At 55.6% G+C, this 14892-nt stretch carries 21 protein-coding genes; all 21 read left to right on the top strand.

All coding sequences use genetic code 11. The features are described from left to right. The first annotated feature begins 346 nt into the window (after window positions 1-346). The 21 genes from ACAW87_RS12715 (at window position 347) to ACAW87_RS12815 (ending at window position 14880) form a co-directional block, all read left to right on the top strand. Window positions 347-640 (top strand): hypothetical protein, encoded by a 294-nt coding sequence (locus ACAW87_RS12715; RefSeq protein ID WP_370723771.1) that lies wholly within the window; start codon window positions 347-349, stop codon window positions 638-640. Between the two features lie 97 nt (window positions 641-737). Beyond that, complete coding sequence (locus ACAW87_RS12720) at window positions 738-1154, top strand: hypothetical protein (RefSeq protein ID WP_370723772.1); 417 nt, start codon at window positions 738-740, stop codon at window positions 1152-1154. Next, window positions 1151-1552: a hypothetical protein gene (locus ACAW87_RS12725; protein WP_370723773.1), complete on the top strand. Its 402-nt coding sequence runs from the start codon at window positions 1151-1153 to the stop codon at window positions 1550-1552. Before ACAW87_RS12720 ends, ACAW87_RS12725 begins: the two co-directional genes overlap by 4 nt. Window positions 1553-1644: 92 nt before the next feature. Continuing rightward, window positions 1645-2130, top strand: a complete 486-nt coding sequence (locus tag ACAW87_RS12730; protein ID WP_370723774.1) for a hypothetical protein — start codon at window positions 1645-1647, stop codon at window positions 2128-2130. Between the two features lie 183 nt (window positions 2131-2313). Then, window positions 2314-2787, top strand: a complete 474-nt coding sequence (locus ACAW87_RS12735) for a hypothetical protein (protein ID WP_370723775.1) — start codon at window positions 2314-2316, stop codon at window positions 2785-2787. Further along, complete coding sequence (locus ACAW87_RS12740; protein ID WP_370723776.1) at window positions 2780-4042, top strand: S49 family peptidase; 1263 nt, start codon at window positions 2780-2782, stop codon at window positions 4040-4042. Before ACAW87_RS12735 ends, ACAW87_RS12740 begins: the two co-directional genes overlap by 8 nt. 34 nt (window positions 4043-4076) lie before the next feature. Then, window positions 4077-5027 carry a hypothetical protein gene (locus ACAW87_RS12745; RefSeq protein WP_370723777.1) on the top strand — a complete coding sequence of 317 codons (951 nt, stop codon included), beginning with the start codon at window positions 4077-4079 and terminating at the stop codon, window positions 5025-5027. Window positions 5028-5124: 97 nt separating this feature from the next. Next, entirely contained in the window at window positions 5125-5583 is a 459-nt protein-coding gene (locus tag ACAW87_RS12750; protein ID WP_370723778.1) for a hypothetical protein, read from the top strand. A 2-nt stretch (window positions 5584-5585) separates the two neighbouring features. Further along, window positions 5586-6101, top strand: coding sequence for a hypothetical protein (locus tag ACAW87_RS12755; protein ID WP_370723779.1), 516 nt, complete (start codon window positions 5586-5588; stop codon window positions 6099-6101). 3 nt (window positions 6102-6104) lie between these two features. Then, window positions 6105-6320 (top strand): hypothetical protein, encoded by a 216-nt coding sequence (locus ACAW87_RS12760; protein WP_370723780.1) that lies wholly within the window; start codon window positions 6105-6107, stop codon window positions 6318-6320. 68 nt (window positions 6321-6388) lie between these two features. Further along, window positions 6389-6982, top strand: a complete 594-nt coding sequence (locus ACAW87_RS12765; protein ID WP_370723781.1) for a hypothetical protein — start codon at window positions 6389-6391, stop codon at window positions 6980-6982. Then, window positions 6966-7568, top strand: coding sequence for a hypothetical protein (locus ACAW87_RS12770; RefSeq protein WP_370723782.1), 603 nt, complete (start codon window positions 6966-6968; stop codon window positions 7566-7568). The genes ACAW87_RS12765 and ACAW87_RS12770 overlap by 17 nt, the downstream gene beginning before the upstream one ends. Further along, window positions 7565-9253 (top strand): hypothetical protein, encoded by a 1689-nt coding sequence (locus tag ACAW87_RS12775; protein WP_370723783.1) that lies wholly within the window; start codon window positions 7565-7567, stop codon window positions 9251-9253. Before ACAW87_RS12770 ends, ACAW87_RS12775 begins: the two co-directional genes overlap by 4 nt. A gap of 219 nt (window positions 9254-9472) precedes the next feature. After that, window positions 9473-10423: a hypothetical protein gene (locus tag ACAW87_RS12780; protein ID WP_370723784.1), complete on the top strand. Its 951-nt coding sequence runs from the start codon at window positions 9473-9475 to the stop codon at window positions 10421-10423. Between the two features lie 162 nt (window positions 10424-10585). Further along, window positions 10586-10765 (top strand): hypothetical protein, encoded by a 180-nt coding sequence (locus tag ACAW87_RS12785; RefSeq protein WP_370723785.1) that lies wholly within the window; start codon window positions 10586-10588, stop codon window positions 10763-10765. 67 nt (window positions 10766-10832) lie between these two features. Then, complete coding sequence (locus tag ACAW87_RS12790; protein ID WP_370723786.1) at window positions 10833-11306, top strand: hypothetical protein; 474 nt, start codon at window positions 10833-10835, stop codon at window positions 11304-11306. Between the two features lie 49 nt (window positions 11307-11355). Beyond that, entirely contained in the window at window positions 11356-11775 is a 420-nt protein-coding gene (locus ACAW87_RS12795) for a hypothetical protein (RefSeq protein ID WP_370723787.1), read from the top strand. Window positions 11776-12108: 333 nt separating this feature from the next. Continuing rightward, window positions 12109-12438, top strand: a complete 330-nt coding sequence (locus tag ACAW87_RS12800) for a hypothetical protein (RefSeq protein ID WP_370723788.1) — start codon at window positions 12109-12111, stop codon at window positions 12436-12438. Then, the gene (locus tag ACAW87_RS12805) at window positions 12438-13784 is read left to right on the top strand and encodes a hypothetical protein (protein WP_370723789.1); all 1347 of its coding nucleotides are present in this window, start codon (window positions 12438-12440) and stop codon (window positions 13782-13784) included. Before ACAW87_RS12800 ends, ACAW87_RS12805 begins: the two co-directional genes overlap by 1 nt. After that, on the top strand, window positions 13781-14680 hold the full coding sequence (locus ACAW87_RS12810; protein WP_370723790.1) for a DUF6712 family protein: 900 nt from the start codon (window positions 13781-13783) through the stop codon (window positions 14678-14680). The genes ACAW87_RS12805 and ACAW87_RS12810 overlap by 4 nt, the downstream gene beginning before the upstream one ends. Before the next feature lie 14 nt (window positions 14681-14694). Continuing rightward, a complete protein-coding gene (locus ACAW87_RS12815; protein ID WP_370723791.1) occupies window positions 14695-14880 on the top strand; it encodes a hypothetical protein in 186 nt (61 codons plus the stop codon). Window positions 14881-14892: the final 12 nt, after the last annotated feature.

Genomic DNA, 14892 nt, shown 5'->3' on the forward strand with positions numbered 1-14892 from the left:
GTTAACCACTTCAAAAACGGCAAAATGTTGACTCTAGTTGCGCGGTAGAGTAAACTGAAAATCAGATAGTTAACCCCTAAATAGGACTAAACTAACGTGAATTCTTGTCAACATAGCAACACGCACCACAATGCTGTGGTGTCAACGTTGGAAAACCAGCCACTGGGCTGGTACCGTCTGGCCGCCGTGAACCGTACCGAGCCGAACATGCTCCGCCAGTTCTACAAAAGACGCTGGAGCAGATTAATGACGAAATCGCCAAACGTAGCCCGCTGGTGCTGCACCTGCCCAGCGAAGAGAAAGCCCCGTTTTAGACCAATCCAAGTCGAGCGCCAGCCTGTTGCAAATGAACAGGCTGGCGCTGAATCCATCAAAAGTAGAGAAACATGTTCGGGGTGCTGTTTGCACCAAACACCTGGTAGCTAACCAATCTATTCAGATTATACCGGGCACCTTCGACGATAATGAAATCCCCATCAAAGATAAAAGTACCACTACTGATCTGCGTAGTACCGATGTACACCCTGGCGGTCCTGTTATTTCCTGGTGGGAGTTCAGCCTGAATCCTGGCAGCAGTTTGCTGGCCAAAGCTGACCACTTCATCTTCTTTACAAGCGCTCAGCGTGCTCATGAGCAGTAGGATCAAAACTAATTTTTTCATGACCTAAAGGTTCTGATTTGATAAGACTCCCTGTAAACAAATCAGAACCTAAACCTTCCCTTAAAATCTGAGCCACATGCCCATAAATTATAAGCTGAATTACAATCCGAACTTCAAAAAGCTGAGTGCCTGGATACGCTTTGAGCGGGCGAAGAATTGCTGTGAGCAGTGCGGGATTCGCAACTACACGGTGATTGAATACTTGGATGAGGCCATCGACGATACCCACCCCTTCGATACCTTCAAAGAAGCCCGTGCCTTCGCCGATGCGCAAAACCAGAGCCATCAATCTGCGGGAAAATGGAACGTTCGCTTCTCGGTAGTCACCCTGACGGTGGCCCATCTGGATCACAACGAGAAGAACGATGCGCTGGATAACCTGAAGGCTTTATGTAATCGCTGTCACCTGAACTTTGACAGGCGTGATAATTGGAAACGTAGGCGATATGGGAAGACAGGACGGTTCCACAAACAACTAGTTATATCATTATGAAAAAGGAACAGCTACAACAGGCTACCCGGCTGGCCGAGCAACTTATCGACACCAACCTCTCTGAATTTGGCCGGGCGGAAAGCGTCAAAACTGCCGCCTACCTCCAGTATGCCGAGGGTCACATGCGCGACTACATCAACGAGCTGGAGGAGACCATCACGGGTCTTGACGTCCCCACCCTGCTCCCTCCCCTGATCAGCAACTGGGATACGCTGAGCAGCACCCAGAAACGGCAGTCGATCACCGAAGTGGCCCGGCAGCTGCGCTCGACGCTGAACTGGGCCAAGGAATTTCACCAGCTCCTCACTAAGCAGACTAGCTTTATCGAGGAGGTTAATGCTCAGGCGGTTGAGCAGGAAACTACGCGCATTGCGCAGGAAAATAAGGAATCTACGTAGTTCTACGCTTGTTGATTCAGTTGTGACCTGTTTTAGCTTGAGATAGCCTGTTAAGTTTAATCACGTTTCTGAAAAGCCCTCCTCTATTCCCTATGTCTACTCCGTGTCGCACGCTGACGCTGGCCGTAACGCCCCTGGTAAAAAACATTGTGCTGGCCTCGACAAAAGGGAAGCCTCTCTTCATCAGCCGGGATCCGCGCAGGCCCTTTAACCCCTACGCCGTGCACCTGTTCGCTCTCCTGGATCGGAAACACATGCGCTACTTCGAGGCGGCCGGCCGCGAGATTGGCCACGAGGCATTGACCGACACCCTGGAGGTAGAGATTCCCGACTGGCAGATCCGCTACGGCGGCGGCGGAGAAATCACCCCCGCCCGGGAGCTGGCCTTTAACACGTTTGTGATGAAGCTGTTTCGCCAGCGCCTGCGCGATGAGATCGCCATTCGCATGGAAACCACCGCTTCGATTCGCCGGGCGGCTGAGCAGACCCTGCTGCGCTGGGGCGTCTGCGAGGATCTGTATCCCCTGAGCGCGGCCGTGCGCTACTACGGCCGTAACCGGCAGGAGGCAGAGGGCTAAACCTTGATTAATAAGAGTTAGGTGTTGAAAAGACTACTTCCGCTGGGGGTAGTCTTTTTTTTGCGCCGGGCGTACTGATTCAGTTGTGACCTGTTTTCCCGCCCCGCCGAATCCCTATTTCGTGGCCACAAGATACCCTACTCATTTCTTCAGCCATGTAGTACCATCACCCACCTAAACCTGATGAACACCCGCCCGACATCCTGGAATCCCGGTGGCGGGGCTGAGCTGCGCGTGACACCGATTGCCGGTATCACCGATCTCAGCCCCGCCACGGGCGGCGTGGAGCTGCGCGAGGGCTACGACTGGCAGGACTTCTACGTGACGCCCGGTACGCTGGGCTATATCGATCAGGTGAGTCAGACCGATAACGGAGCACTCCACCAGATCAGCGTGCAGGGCTTTGCGCCCAACGATGCCCCGACGTACTCGGATGTTCTGGCCCGCCTGACGGGCATTCCGCTCCTGATCCGGTTTCGGGAATATGCCGATTCTACGTGGCGGCAGGTGGGCTCCCTCACCACGGGCATGACCCTGACCTACACCTACGAGTCGGGCAGCGACGTACCCGACAGCCGGGGCTATACCCTCAAGCTGGCCGGCGACTTTGATCAGGCCTGTTTTCTCCTTTCTCCTTCGATCGCCCAAAATGGCTAAGTATACCCTCACCCTGGCCGATCTGGCCAACCAGCCCTGGGCCATCGAGCCCGCCACGGGCAACGCGCTGGCCATGCAACTGGCCCATGCGCCTATGGCACTTGAAACGCCCGAAGAAGAGCCAGTTATTTATGAATACAGCTGGGTCTGGTACCCGAAGGCTCAGCTCCCGGGCTCCATCGCCGTCATCCAGATCCGGGGGGCAATCTACGACTACTACGCCCAGTACATCTGCGAGAAGCTCGATCTGATCTACCGCGATAAAAACGTATCGGGCATGCTGGTGATCCTCAGCTCGCCGGGTGGGCAATCAATGGCGGGCAGCCGAATCGCGGACAAACTACTGGCCGCTCCCTGGAACACGGCCTGCGTGATTGATTATGGCATGGCGGCTTCGGCGGGCTACGCCATCGGGGCAGCCTGTGATGGCTTCTACGCCGGACGAGCCTCGGATATGGTCGGCAGCATCGGCACCTACATTACCTGGCAGGATTTCTCGGGCTACTTCAAAAAGAACGGCATTGTCATCAAGGATCTCTACGCCGATCAGTCCACCGAAAAGAACGCCGAGGTACGGGCCGCTCAGGAAGGCAACACCGAACCGCTCCGGGCCATTGCCACCGCTGAGGCGACCCGCTTCATTGATTACGTCAAGAACCGCCGCCCGAACCTGGGCAAAAACGCCAGCATCCTCAAAGGGGCTATATTCCCCGCCGATCAGGGCGTGAAAGAAGGCATGCTCGACGGTATTGCCAGTCAAAAAGAGATTATCGCCGCCCTGCGCGGCACCAGTGCTTCACTAACTATTTCTTCAACCCGTACCGATATGTTCGGATTTAAAAAAGTACCTGCCCTGGAGGCCCTCTCCGGGCTTCAGGGCGAGCAGCTCACCGATGGCCTGCTCGAATCAGCCAATGCTGAACTGGCCACGCTGGGCGTTACCGGCTGCGCCCTGGTTACCCAGGCCCAGTTCGAGGCCATCGCCTCTGCCCCGGATCCTGCGGCGCTGGCCACGGCCAACTCGGAAGTGACCCGGCTAACCACGGAGCTGAACACCGCCAAATCTGAGCGGGACAAAGCCCAGTCGGCGCTGGAAACTTCTCAGAAAGAAGTAACGCGGCTGGGTAGTCTTAACGGGGCCGAGCCGACCACGCCCAGCAACGCCAAGGACGAACAGCCGGATGCCGAGCAGGCCCAGCCCATCAAGCTCAGCTACACGGCTGAATCAGCGGGCATCAGTCACCTGATCGACTAAGCGACATTTTTCACCCCTTTTTTTACGACTAATCATGGCATTAGCAATCTCAAACATTATCGCCGATTTCGGGGCGTACTACCTGAACTCGGGTCAGAACATGAAGCGGCTGTATCAGCTGCTTCGCCGCACCCAGGAGAGCGAAGAGCTCTTCACGGTCGTTATCCAGGACGATACCATCTGGCGGGCTGCCAAGTCGCTCCAGACCCGGTTGATCCAAGCCTACCAGGCGGCCTTCACGCCGATCGGCACCACCACCTTCGATCCCATCGAGATCCGCATGTTCCACCAGAAGGTGGATACGTCGGTGACGCCCCACGAGCTGGAGGCTACCTGGTTGGGCTTTTTGACCGGTGACGGGGTGAAGCCCTCGGAGTGGCCCTTCATCCGCTGGTGGGTAGAAATGCACATCATTCCTCAGATGCAGGAAGATCTGGAGCTCAACGAGATCGCCACGGGCGTGCGCGTGGAGCCAACGGCGAATACGGCCGGGGCGGCAGGTGCGTCGATGAACGGCTACCTGACGGTGCAGAACACGCTGACTACGGCGGGCCGCATTACCCCCATCGTGATGGGCGCCGTGCCAACGGATCCCGCCGAACTGGTGGAGTACTTCGAAGATTTTGCCGACCAGATCGACAAGCGCTACTGGAAAAAGCCCATGATCGTGGCCTGCTCGGAGACCATCGAGCGCCGCTACCTGCGGGGCAAAGAGAAGGTGTACGGCAAGAACACGCGGGGCGACGCCCGGATCGATAACTCGATTGAGAACACCAACCTGCTGGTTAAAGGCTACGCGGGCATGGCCTCATCGAGCCGGATCTGGTGCACGCTGAAAGAAAACGCGGTGATGCTCAAAAAGCGCACCCAGAACGAGCAGGCTTTTGACATTCAGCCCTTCAACCGGGAAGTCAAACTGCTGACTGACTTCTGGCGCGGGGTGGGCTTCGTGCTGCCTGAGCTGGTCTTCCGCTCAGACCTGTAATCAACCTCCCATTTGTTTCAGGTAGCCGGATTTGTTTTGCGTAGAAAGCGCGCAAAACAAATCCGGCTCACTCCAGAGACGTAACGATCAATCGATCATGAGTGAACAAACCAAAAAAATTGAGGAACTGGAGGCGACCATCAAGGAGCGCGACCAGGCCATCCTCGCCCAGGACCAGGCCTTCACTACCCTGGAGACCGAGCGCGATACGGTGATCGCCGAGCGTAATGCGCTGATCGCTGAGCGTGACACCCTGCTGGCGACTCATCAGGACGAGCTGGCCGAGCGGGATGAGATCATCGACGGCCAGGCCGAGACGATTCAGGCCCTGGAGGCGGAGCGCGACGCGCTGAAGGCGGATCCCAGCCTGACGCCCAGCTTCACCCTGAAGGGAAAGACCTACCAGGTGAGCGTGCGCAGCTTCAAGTACCGCCGCGCGGGTGAGGGGCAGGAAGCCCGGGAGTACACGGTAGCCGAGCTACTGGCCGATGCGGCGCTTCAGACGGAGCTGGTGAAGAAAGGGGTCGGATTTCTGGAGCTTACTAAATCCGTTTAACCATGGCAACCTACAAAAACATCAAGGATCCGGGCAACGTCAGCCGCATGGGTGGTTTGCAACAGCGGATCTTCCTTTGCCCTTTTGCCGATATTGACACGCTCCAGGAGCCGGTCGATTACAAGGTTACCACCCCGCACGTCTGCGCGGATGGCAAGGGCTTCATCGAAGTGTATTCCACCAAAGACCTGTCCGAGGTGCTGCTGGAGGCCATGGGTGGAGCCGATCGGCAGTCGCTCAAAGGCAAAGCCGAGTTCTACCTGCCCGGCGAATCCGACGCGGCGGTGGCCCTGTTTAACCTGGCCAAAAACGACCGCTTTATCGTGATGGCTCCCCTGCCGGGTTCGACCGAGATGATCCAGTGCGGAGACAAAGAATTCCAGGTCAACGTGCGGGCTACCTACGGTACCGGCAAAAACAGTGGTGACGGCCGGGGCATGAAGTTCGAACTGGAGTGGTTTGCCGCCAACCTGGTTAAATACACGGCCGCTACGCTGCCCATGCTACCCACGGTCTAACGCATGGCAGAGTCAAAGAAAACGGAGGTGGTCGCTGAAGCAGCGGCCGCACTCCCAGGGACAGGGCCGAGCTACAAACTCGGCGGTCTTCAGACGCAGCAGGATTTCTACGTACCCGCCACGGGGCGTACCTACAATCCCGCTTCGATATCGCAGGATCAGCTTAAACAACTCCACGCGCTGAAATTCCCACATGTGGAGCTTGTCCAACCTGCTTAGTTACCTACCCTCAAACCGGAAAAAAGGGGAGCCGCCGTTTCGGTGCGCTCCCCTTTTTTTATCCTCCTATGCATGCAGCTATTCAAGCCTGGCTCGATCAGGCCAATCCCGATTATAACGCCGGCCTGGAGCTACTGAAACAAACTGGCCTTGATCCGGCCTCGCTCACGGGGCGATTGCTCCAGCGTGGATCGGATAGCTTCACCCGGGTGAAGCTATCCGATGCGCTCACCAAAGCGCTGGCCAGTATTGCTCCTCTGCCCGCCCCCGTGATCGCGCCGGTCGACACACCTGCTGTCCCCGCGCCGGCCAGTCTGCAAAAGCCCGTGCTGAATCTGGGTATTCCGCCCCTGCTCAATGAGCGATCGGAGGCCAAAGCCCAGCTCCGGGCGATACTGGCCGATGAGGGCAAAGATGATCCCCGGCGGGTGCTGGCCCTGCGCATCAAGGCCATTACCCGCGAGTTGGATGCGCTATACAATCCCCGGGAAGAACCCGCGCCGGAGCCCATGAAACTGCTGAATGTACGCGCCTCGGTGAGTCGGTATCGCAAGCGTGTCCGGGAGGCCACGGATCCGGCAAAGAAAGAAGCCGCCCAGCAGCAACTAACCCATTACGAGGCCCTACTAGCCCAAATGACCCACCATGAAAAACCGGTTTGACGAAATCTTCGATGCCCTGATCAAGTGGTACAAAGCGGGGGGTATTGATGAATTACCACCCGATTTGAAAGCGCACGCCCTGCGCTGGATGAAGATCCGCGACTATATCTTGAGCTTCAATCCCAAGCACGACGGGGAGGTGGCCTCTCACTTCAGCATTGAGTGGAAGCTATCCGAGGCCCAGGTCTACCACGAGATCAGCCACGCCAAGCGCTTCTACGCCCACTGCGCCCCCGCCGTAGCAGACTTTGAGAAGATCGTCCTGACGGCCCAGATCAAAGATTTGCGCCAGAAAGCGATCGCCAAGGGTAACCTTGCCGTGGCGGCCAACTGCGATAAGAACCTGATCAAACTGGGTGGTTACGACCAGCCCGCGCCTCAGGCTGAAATCGGGGCGGGCGTGATCAACGTCCATATGCAGTTCAATCCGGCGCTAGTGGGTGCCAAGCGGGATCCGGGCCTGCTGGCTCAGGTCAAACGCCACCTGGGCGAGCGGGCCGCGCGGGAGCTGTTGATCAGTGACGTGGATTTTGAAGACATTGCCCCCGCTGAACCCTTTGCCGATCCACTGGATCCCCTGCCATGACCGAGAACCAGGTAGAACAGCCCGATCAGGTACGTCGTGACGTGCACGTCAACTACGCCCAGATCATGGCCCGGCTGATCAATCCCCAGAACTTTACGGGGGTGGTCGGCCGGGGCGGGGGTAAATCAGACGGCATCTTAGCGCCCCACCTGCACGACTGCGTTAAACAGATGCCCGGCGGTTCGTTCCCCCTGCTGGGGACCACCTACATGCAGATCCTGACCCGTACGCTCCCGGCGATCCTCAACGGACTGCACCGGATCGGCTACGAACGGGATCGCAACTACTGGGTGGGCCGCTACCCCGAGAAGAGTCTGGGCCTGAAACTGCCCTACTACACGCCGCTGGATCCCAAGCACTGCATGTTTGTGCGCGATGGCCAGCAGCTCTCGGTGGTGCCCTTTGTGGGGCAGGATCGGCCCGGTAGTGCCAACGGCCTCTCCGTCGACGCGGTGCTGGGCGATGAGGTCAAGCTGCTCAACAAACGCAAGCTTGATGAGGAGGTACGCCCCATCAAAAGGGGCAATCGGGAGCGCTTCGGACACTGTCACCTCCACCACGGCGAGTGGTTCACCACCGATATGCCCACGGGCAAGGAGGCTAAGTGGATCTTTGAGGCCGAAACCGAAGGGGCCAAGCCTCACAACGCGGAAGCCGTGAAGCTGATTCTGGATCTGGAGCAGGCGGTCTACGATGATCAGCAGCGGTTGCTGAAAGGGCCTAACGCTTCAGCAACGGCCCGCATCAGCGAGTGCCGAAAACTACAGGATCAGCTGCGGCGGGATCTGACGTACTATTTCGAGGCCAGTAGCTTCGTCAACATCGACGTGTTGGGCATGGCTTACTTTCGTCAGCAGAAGCGGGATCTGCCGCCCGCCAAGTGGCTGGCCCAGATCCTGACCAAGCGCGATCAGGCCACCGAGGGCGGATTTTACCCCAGTCTGGACCGGGACATTCACTGCTACGATGCCCACAACTACAGCTTTGTCGACAAACACGAGTTTGGGGCGGTCTTCACCGACTGCCGCAAGGATGATGACGATGATCCGGCTCAATCGCTGACCATCGCCGGTGACTATGGCGCGAGTTTCAACTGCCTGTGGGTCGGCCAGCGCCTGAGCCGCCTGCACATCAAAAATCAGTCTGGCTTTGACGAGGTGCGCTACCTGAACCATTTCTACCTGCCCCATCCGCACGAGACCGTCGACGTGGCTCAGGCCTTCTGTGATTACTTCAAATACCGGCTCAAAAAGCAGGTGGACTTTGTCTTTGATCAGACGGCGGTGGGCGGCTCAGGGCTGGGCAAGAACACCTACGCCTCGGTGGTGATCGATACGCTGAGGAAAAACGGCTGGAAGGTCACCGAGCGCTACATCGGCAAGGTTCCGGGCCATCATGAGCGCTACATTGCCTGGGGTAAGGCCCTGCGCGAGAAAACGCCCGGCGTGGCCCGTCAGCGATTCAACCGGGAGAATACCCTGGTGGGCACCTCGGCCATGCTGGCGGCTGGTACCAAACAGGGCAAGAACGGCTTTGAGAAGGATAAGACCGATGAGAAGTACACCACCACGATCGATCAGAGCCTGACCACCCACCTCACCGACGGGGCCGATACCCTGTTCTGGTGGCTGACGGTGCTGATGGGGGGCAGTGGTGATCTCAGGCCGTTGATGACGAGTACCTGAGGTGCATTATCGACAAGGGCGGTTTGCGCCACCAGCGACTGAGTAACAGCGATCTGACCCTGCTACAAGGTTTTGCCTAATCAATAAACAAAAGGCGATACCCCCCAACTAAAACAGCAAATTCCTTGGATAACTTATTTAGCTATCCAAGGAATTTGCTGTTTTAGTTAACAATGCATAGGTTGCGATACGATACAGGCGTATAACCCAAAACTAAAAATGAACCAGGATGAATTGATCAGTTTAACAGGGTTAATAGTAGCAATAATTGCTTTACTAATTTCTATAGTTGCGCTTGTTTATACTATTTTTACCTATCTATTAAAATCAGGTCATCAAGTAAGAGGAGGTTATGGTACAACATCAACAATAGAATCTGATAACGATTATATTTCTAGTGTTCTACTTGAAAATTTAAAGGATCGGTCTACAGTAATTTTGAAGATATACCTTAAATTAAGCAACAATATTTACCTACTGATTGAAGATTTTGGAGATTCGCCATTAATATTGAGACCCTTCGAAGTTTACAGAAAAACGTATGATCCAGTTGTAGTATATCTGGAAGGAATGAGCTCAACTCAAATAAATGAACTATTTAAGAATAAGAAAATAACGAAGCAAATTCATTTATCAACAACAGATGGTAGATACGTAGTCAAAACAAATTTGAAAATCTGGGATGCTGTAGATGACTTCTTCAATAATTACTTCACGGCTATAATTTATCCTTATAGACTACATCATCAAGGTAAAGGCTATGGCGACAGAATCAAATATCTCGTTACGTTCAAGTTTAAGGGTGGTATCGAAGAGATTATTAAGATACGGGAGGATCATACTCAGAATTCGCCATTCAAGAATTTTTCACTGACTGAGGAAAGTTTAAAAAGCAAAGATCAATTAGAAAAATACATTAGGCTTCAAAAAGCTAAGTCGAAAACCAATTTCGAAGAAATTAAAGTTGTGTCTCTACAAGAAAGTGTACAAGACATTCAAAAGGAATTTTCAAAAAATCTAATACTTGAACCTGTAGGTTATCTTAAATATCACATACTAGGAAAATTATATACAATTCGAGAGAATTGGAAACTAAAGATTCAGAATAAAAAGAGTAGAGGGCTTCATCTTAAAGTAAAGCCAAGATATAGGCGAAATAGAAAGTTGTAACAACAAAAAAGACGCAAACAGAACTAGTCTGTTTGCGTCTTTTTTTTGACCCTTTTTTATCGTAAAAAAATCAATAATAGCGTCTCTGTAATTTGTTTAGTAACTAAACAATACGTACCTTTGTTATGTCCTCAAAGGGAGGGCATTAAAACAACTCTCAAAATGCAAGACGGTATCAAAAAGCGCTTAACACAGCAAATTCACCTGATGGAGGATTACATCTACGACCTCCGCCTCCGAATGGTCCGCAACCCGGAACTCATGGAGGAATGTGAACGGATGATCGAACAACAGGAATGGAAGCTGCTCCAACTGTACGATACACTGGAAATGTTCGACTAACACCAAAGGGGGCCTAACCAGCCCCCACCTTCTTAAACTTATTGATTACTAACAACAACAAATAGTTATGAACTTCGATCTTCTTATCCCTCAGCAAGTAGCCACTGCCACGACGAAAAAAGAGCTGGCTCAGTTTGCCACTGAATTTGTCCGCCAATTAGTCGAAGACGGGGGCGACTCGATCAGTCTGCTGGCTCAGGCCGCACGGCTGGAGTTTCTGGCTACGTGCCTGAAAGAGTCGGCCAAAACCGCCACGATCGAAGAGGTTCGGGCCTACGGTAAAGAAGGGATTAACCGCTACGGGGTGAGCATGACCGTGAAGGAATCAGGTACTAAATACGATTACAGCTTGAACCCAACGTGGGCCAACCTGAACGCGGTGGTTGCTCAGGCTACTGAAGCCAGAAAGCAACACGAAACGTACCTGAAAGCCATTCCCTACACGGGTACGATGTACACCGACGAAAGCACGGGCGACACCTTCCGGGTGTATCCACCGGCGAAGAAAGCAGGTGAGACCGTATTCTTAGAAATCAAATAACCAACCAGCCGGGGCCAGTACTGGCCCCGGCCTAACCACTTACCAACACATGCTTACCCTAATCGACGTATACAAGCAACTCAATAAGATGGGCACGGCTGAGGAGTGCATTGCCACCCGTGAAGCCATTCAGCAGTTAGAACAACAGCCCAACGTGAGCCCCGAAGACATTGCCGAGATCTGGCAGAAGTACGATAACAAACGCGACGTGCTCATCGATCAGGCCGGTGACCTGGTAGCCGAGTTTCGCGACGTGCTGCGCCTGAATGGGGTAGACTACCCCCTGACCGAGTGGCTCACCCCTACCCGGTATATCAAGAAATTCAATATCCCCAGCGTGGCCACCATTACTAACTGGGTCGCTCGTGGTATCATCCCTGCTGACCACGTGAAAGACATAGAGCAATTAGGTATACGCCTGATCAAGGCCGTACCCTATGAGCCACGTACCTACAACAAGGGTGCGTAACGACGCTTAGATTGTCTAAGCATTTTGAGAGTAATATGGAATGCCCGATCGCGCTGTGATCGGGCATTTTTGTTGCACCAAGTACGTACGCAACGTTCCACGGCCCTGCCTGTTCCACGACAACCCCTGTCATATATCACCGGAAACGGGGGGTGCAATTGCATCTGACCGGTAGTGCGTGGCGGGGTCCTCTGCGTGAAAAGCCCCTCGCGTTTTGGTTTTGAAATGGCTAACTGCCTGAAAGCGACCAAAAAGACTCCTTTTTTGGGGCGAAAGGTGATAAGATTCAGTTGTGACCTGTTTCCCCCGGCTGGCAGCGGGCAATTTTGACCCATGAAATCGCCACTGATCACGTTTCAGCAGGCCCTGGCCATCATGAAAGAGACGGACAAGAACGGGCTCCCCGTTCCCTTCTCGATCTGCTTTGTCACCGCCGACGAGACCAAGCAGACGGGTGGCGAATCTATCCAGTTTGCGCGGGCCGTTCTGACCCGGCGCGGAGATGACCACCACGACGCCAAGCGCATAGCTCCGGCCCGATCGGCGTCAAACGGCCCGCGCAAACGGGACTGGATGTATCACATCCGGAATCTGGATAACAACCAGATCCGGCAGCTGCATCTACACCTGATCATGTACATCAATGCCCACCCCGTGCGCTAATGGACCAGCCCATACATCTTAACGCGGGCGGTACGGTGGCTTACCTGCCTACTGCCAAAGCCGTTGTCTCGGGTCTTCCCCAGATCGGCACCAGTGCGGTTTTTCGCCCGACTCAGCCCCCCGTCAAGCTGGCCAATCAGCCCGGTGATAACGAGTTGATTTACTGGGGCGAGAACAACAGTTTCCCCCAGGACGTGGTCAAGACCGCCTCCAAATCCACCATTATCCCCCGCGCCCTGACCGACACGGCCACGCTGTGGATGGGCGGAGGCGTCATCGCTTCAGCCGACGAGGAAAGCACCACGATGGTCAATGATCCTGAGATCAAGGCCTTCCTGCGCTCAGTGGCCACCAAGCGCTATTTGCTCGAGGCCAATCTGGACATGGCCTGGTGGTGGAACGGGTTCCCGGAACTGATCCTGTCGCGCGATCGCAAAAAGATTGTGCAGCTGCACAACAACGAAACGGCTGATTGCCGCTGGGGCCGGGCCAATGCGCGCGGGGAGCTGGATACGGTCTACGTCAACGCCAACTGGCCCGAGGCCCGGGCTACCGATCCGGAAACGACCAAGATCAAGGCCCTGAATCCCTACCGCTACGACCGCGCCGAATGGCTGCGGGGTCAACCGGATTACAAAATCATCTACCCCATTTCGTTTCCCTCGCCAGGCAAAGCGCACTATCAGCTGGCCGCCTGGGATGCGGCCCGCTCCTCGGGCTGGCTGGCGGTACTGGAAGCCATTCCCCAGTTTAAGAAGTACGGCCTTCAGAATCAGATGACGCTTCGGTACCACATCGAAGTGCCGACTGAGTACTGGGAAAAAGTCTGGGGCAGCAAGTGGACCAATGCCACCGAGCAGGAGCAGCTCAAGCTGCGCGATGAGTTTCTGGCGGATCTGATGGACCGGCTCACCGACGTCAAAAACGCCAACAAGGGCATTCTGACCGAGAAGTGGACCGGCTTCGGCAACGATAACCGCGAGATGGGTATCGTCATCAACGTGCTCGATGACAAGGCCCGCGACGGGAAGTACAACCTGGACATGGCCGAGGGTACGTCTCATTTGCTCTACGCCCTGGGCGTGGATCCGACCCTGTTCGGGTTCTCCAGTGCGGGCACCAATTCCACCAACGGAGGCTCCAACAAACGCGAGGCCTTCTGGATCATGCTGGCCAAAGCCAAGCCCTACCGCGACCGGGTACTGGAGCCCCTGGAGCTGGTCGCTGAGTACAACGGCTGGTACGAGCGCTACCCTGACCTGACGTTTAACTTCAAAGACACCATCCTGACCACGCTCGATACGGGCGGCTCCACGCAGGCGGTGACAACCCCCGCCGCCGCATGAGCCAGCTAATTGCCACCATCGACCAGCTGAAAGCCGCCGTCAACGTAAACCGGGATACGAACCTTGACGGTTTGCGTCCCTACCTGGGCAGCGCCGAGGCCGTGCTGGCCCGCCTGCTGGGGGGCTTCGGCCTGATTGACGAGTTGCTCCGCTTACCCGCCCCCAACGCGGCCCAAACCCGGGCGCTGGCCTACATGCGCCGATCGGTGGGCAATCTGGCTCTGCTTAAAGCCCTGCCGATCCAGAACGTGCAGATCACCGACGCGGGCGTACTGCGCCAGTCATCGGGCACCCAAGGCGATGCCTTTCAGTGGCAGTACGATGAGGTCAAGACCAGTCTGAAGACCGAGGGCTGGGACGCGGTGGAAGATTTGCTCATGGTGCTGGAGAGCAGCCCCGCCGATTTTCCCGCGTGGGTCGAATCCCGCCCGGCTCCGCTCCTGGTGCCCTCGGCGGCGATCTTCGATCGGTTCTACTTCATCGACTCGCGCCGGATGACCTATCAGGCCATGCTGCCCAGCATGCGCCGGGCCGAGCGGGGACAGATTCGTCCCTACCTGACCCGGTTAGCCCTGGATCCGGAAGAGCTCACCGATGAGCAACTGGAGACGGTGCAGCAAGCCCTGGTCTTCGCCACGCTGGCCATCTGTCTGCGCGAGCGGCAGATCGACATTACCGAGTCGGGCCTTCAGGTACTGGGCGTATCGGAGGCCTCCACGGCGGCGGGTTACCGTAAACCCGTCGAGGACAGTGCCCGCATCGACGGCCTGATCCGCTACTACCAGCAGCAGACGGGCGCCACGCTTCAGATACTGGTAGTTACCCCGGCCCCGGATCCGGCCGCACCACAGCTCCGCGCCACCCGGATCGGTGGCGATCGCATTGTTGGCTTGTAAACCCCTCTATTCCCATGCGCAGCTTCCTGTATACCCTGTTCTGCTTTGCCACGGCCCTGATCGGCTTTCAGATTCACCACAGCCTGTTCTGGGCCATCGTTAACCTGTTTTTCGCGCCTCTGTCCTGGCTAAAGTGGCTGCTTTGCCATGAGGTCACCGTCAGCATCATCTGCGACTCGTTCCGCTGGTTTTTTGCCTAAACTTCCCGTCAC

It is taken from the genome of Fibrella aquatica (assembly GCF_041321135.1).
GTDB classification, from domain to species: domain Bacteria; phylum Bacteroidota; class Bacteroidia; order Cytophagales; family Spirosomataceae; genus Fibrella; species Fibrella aquatica.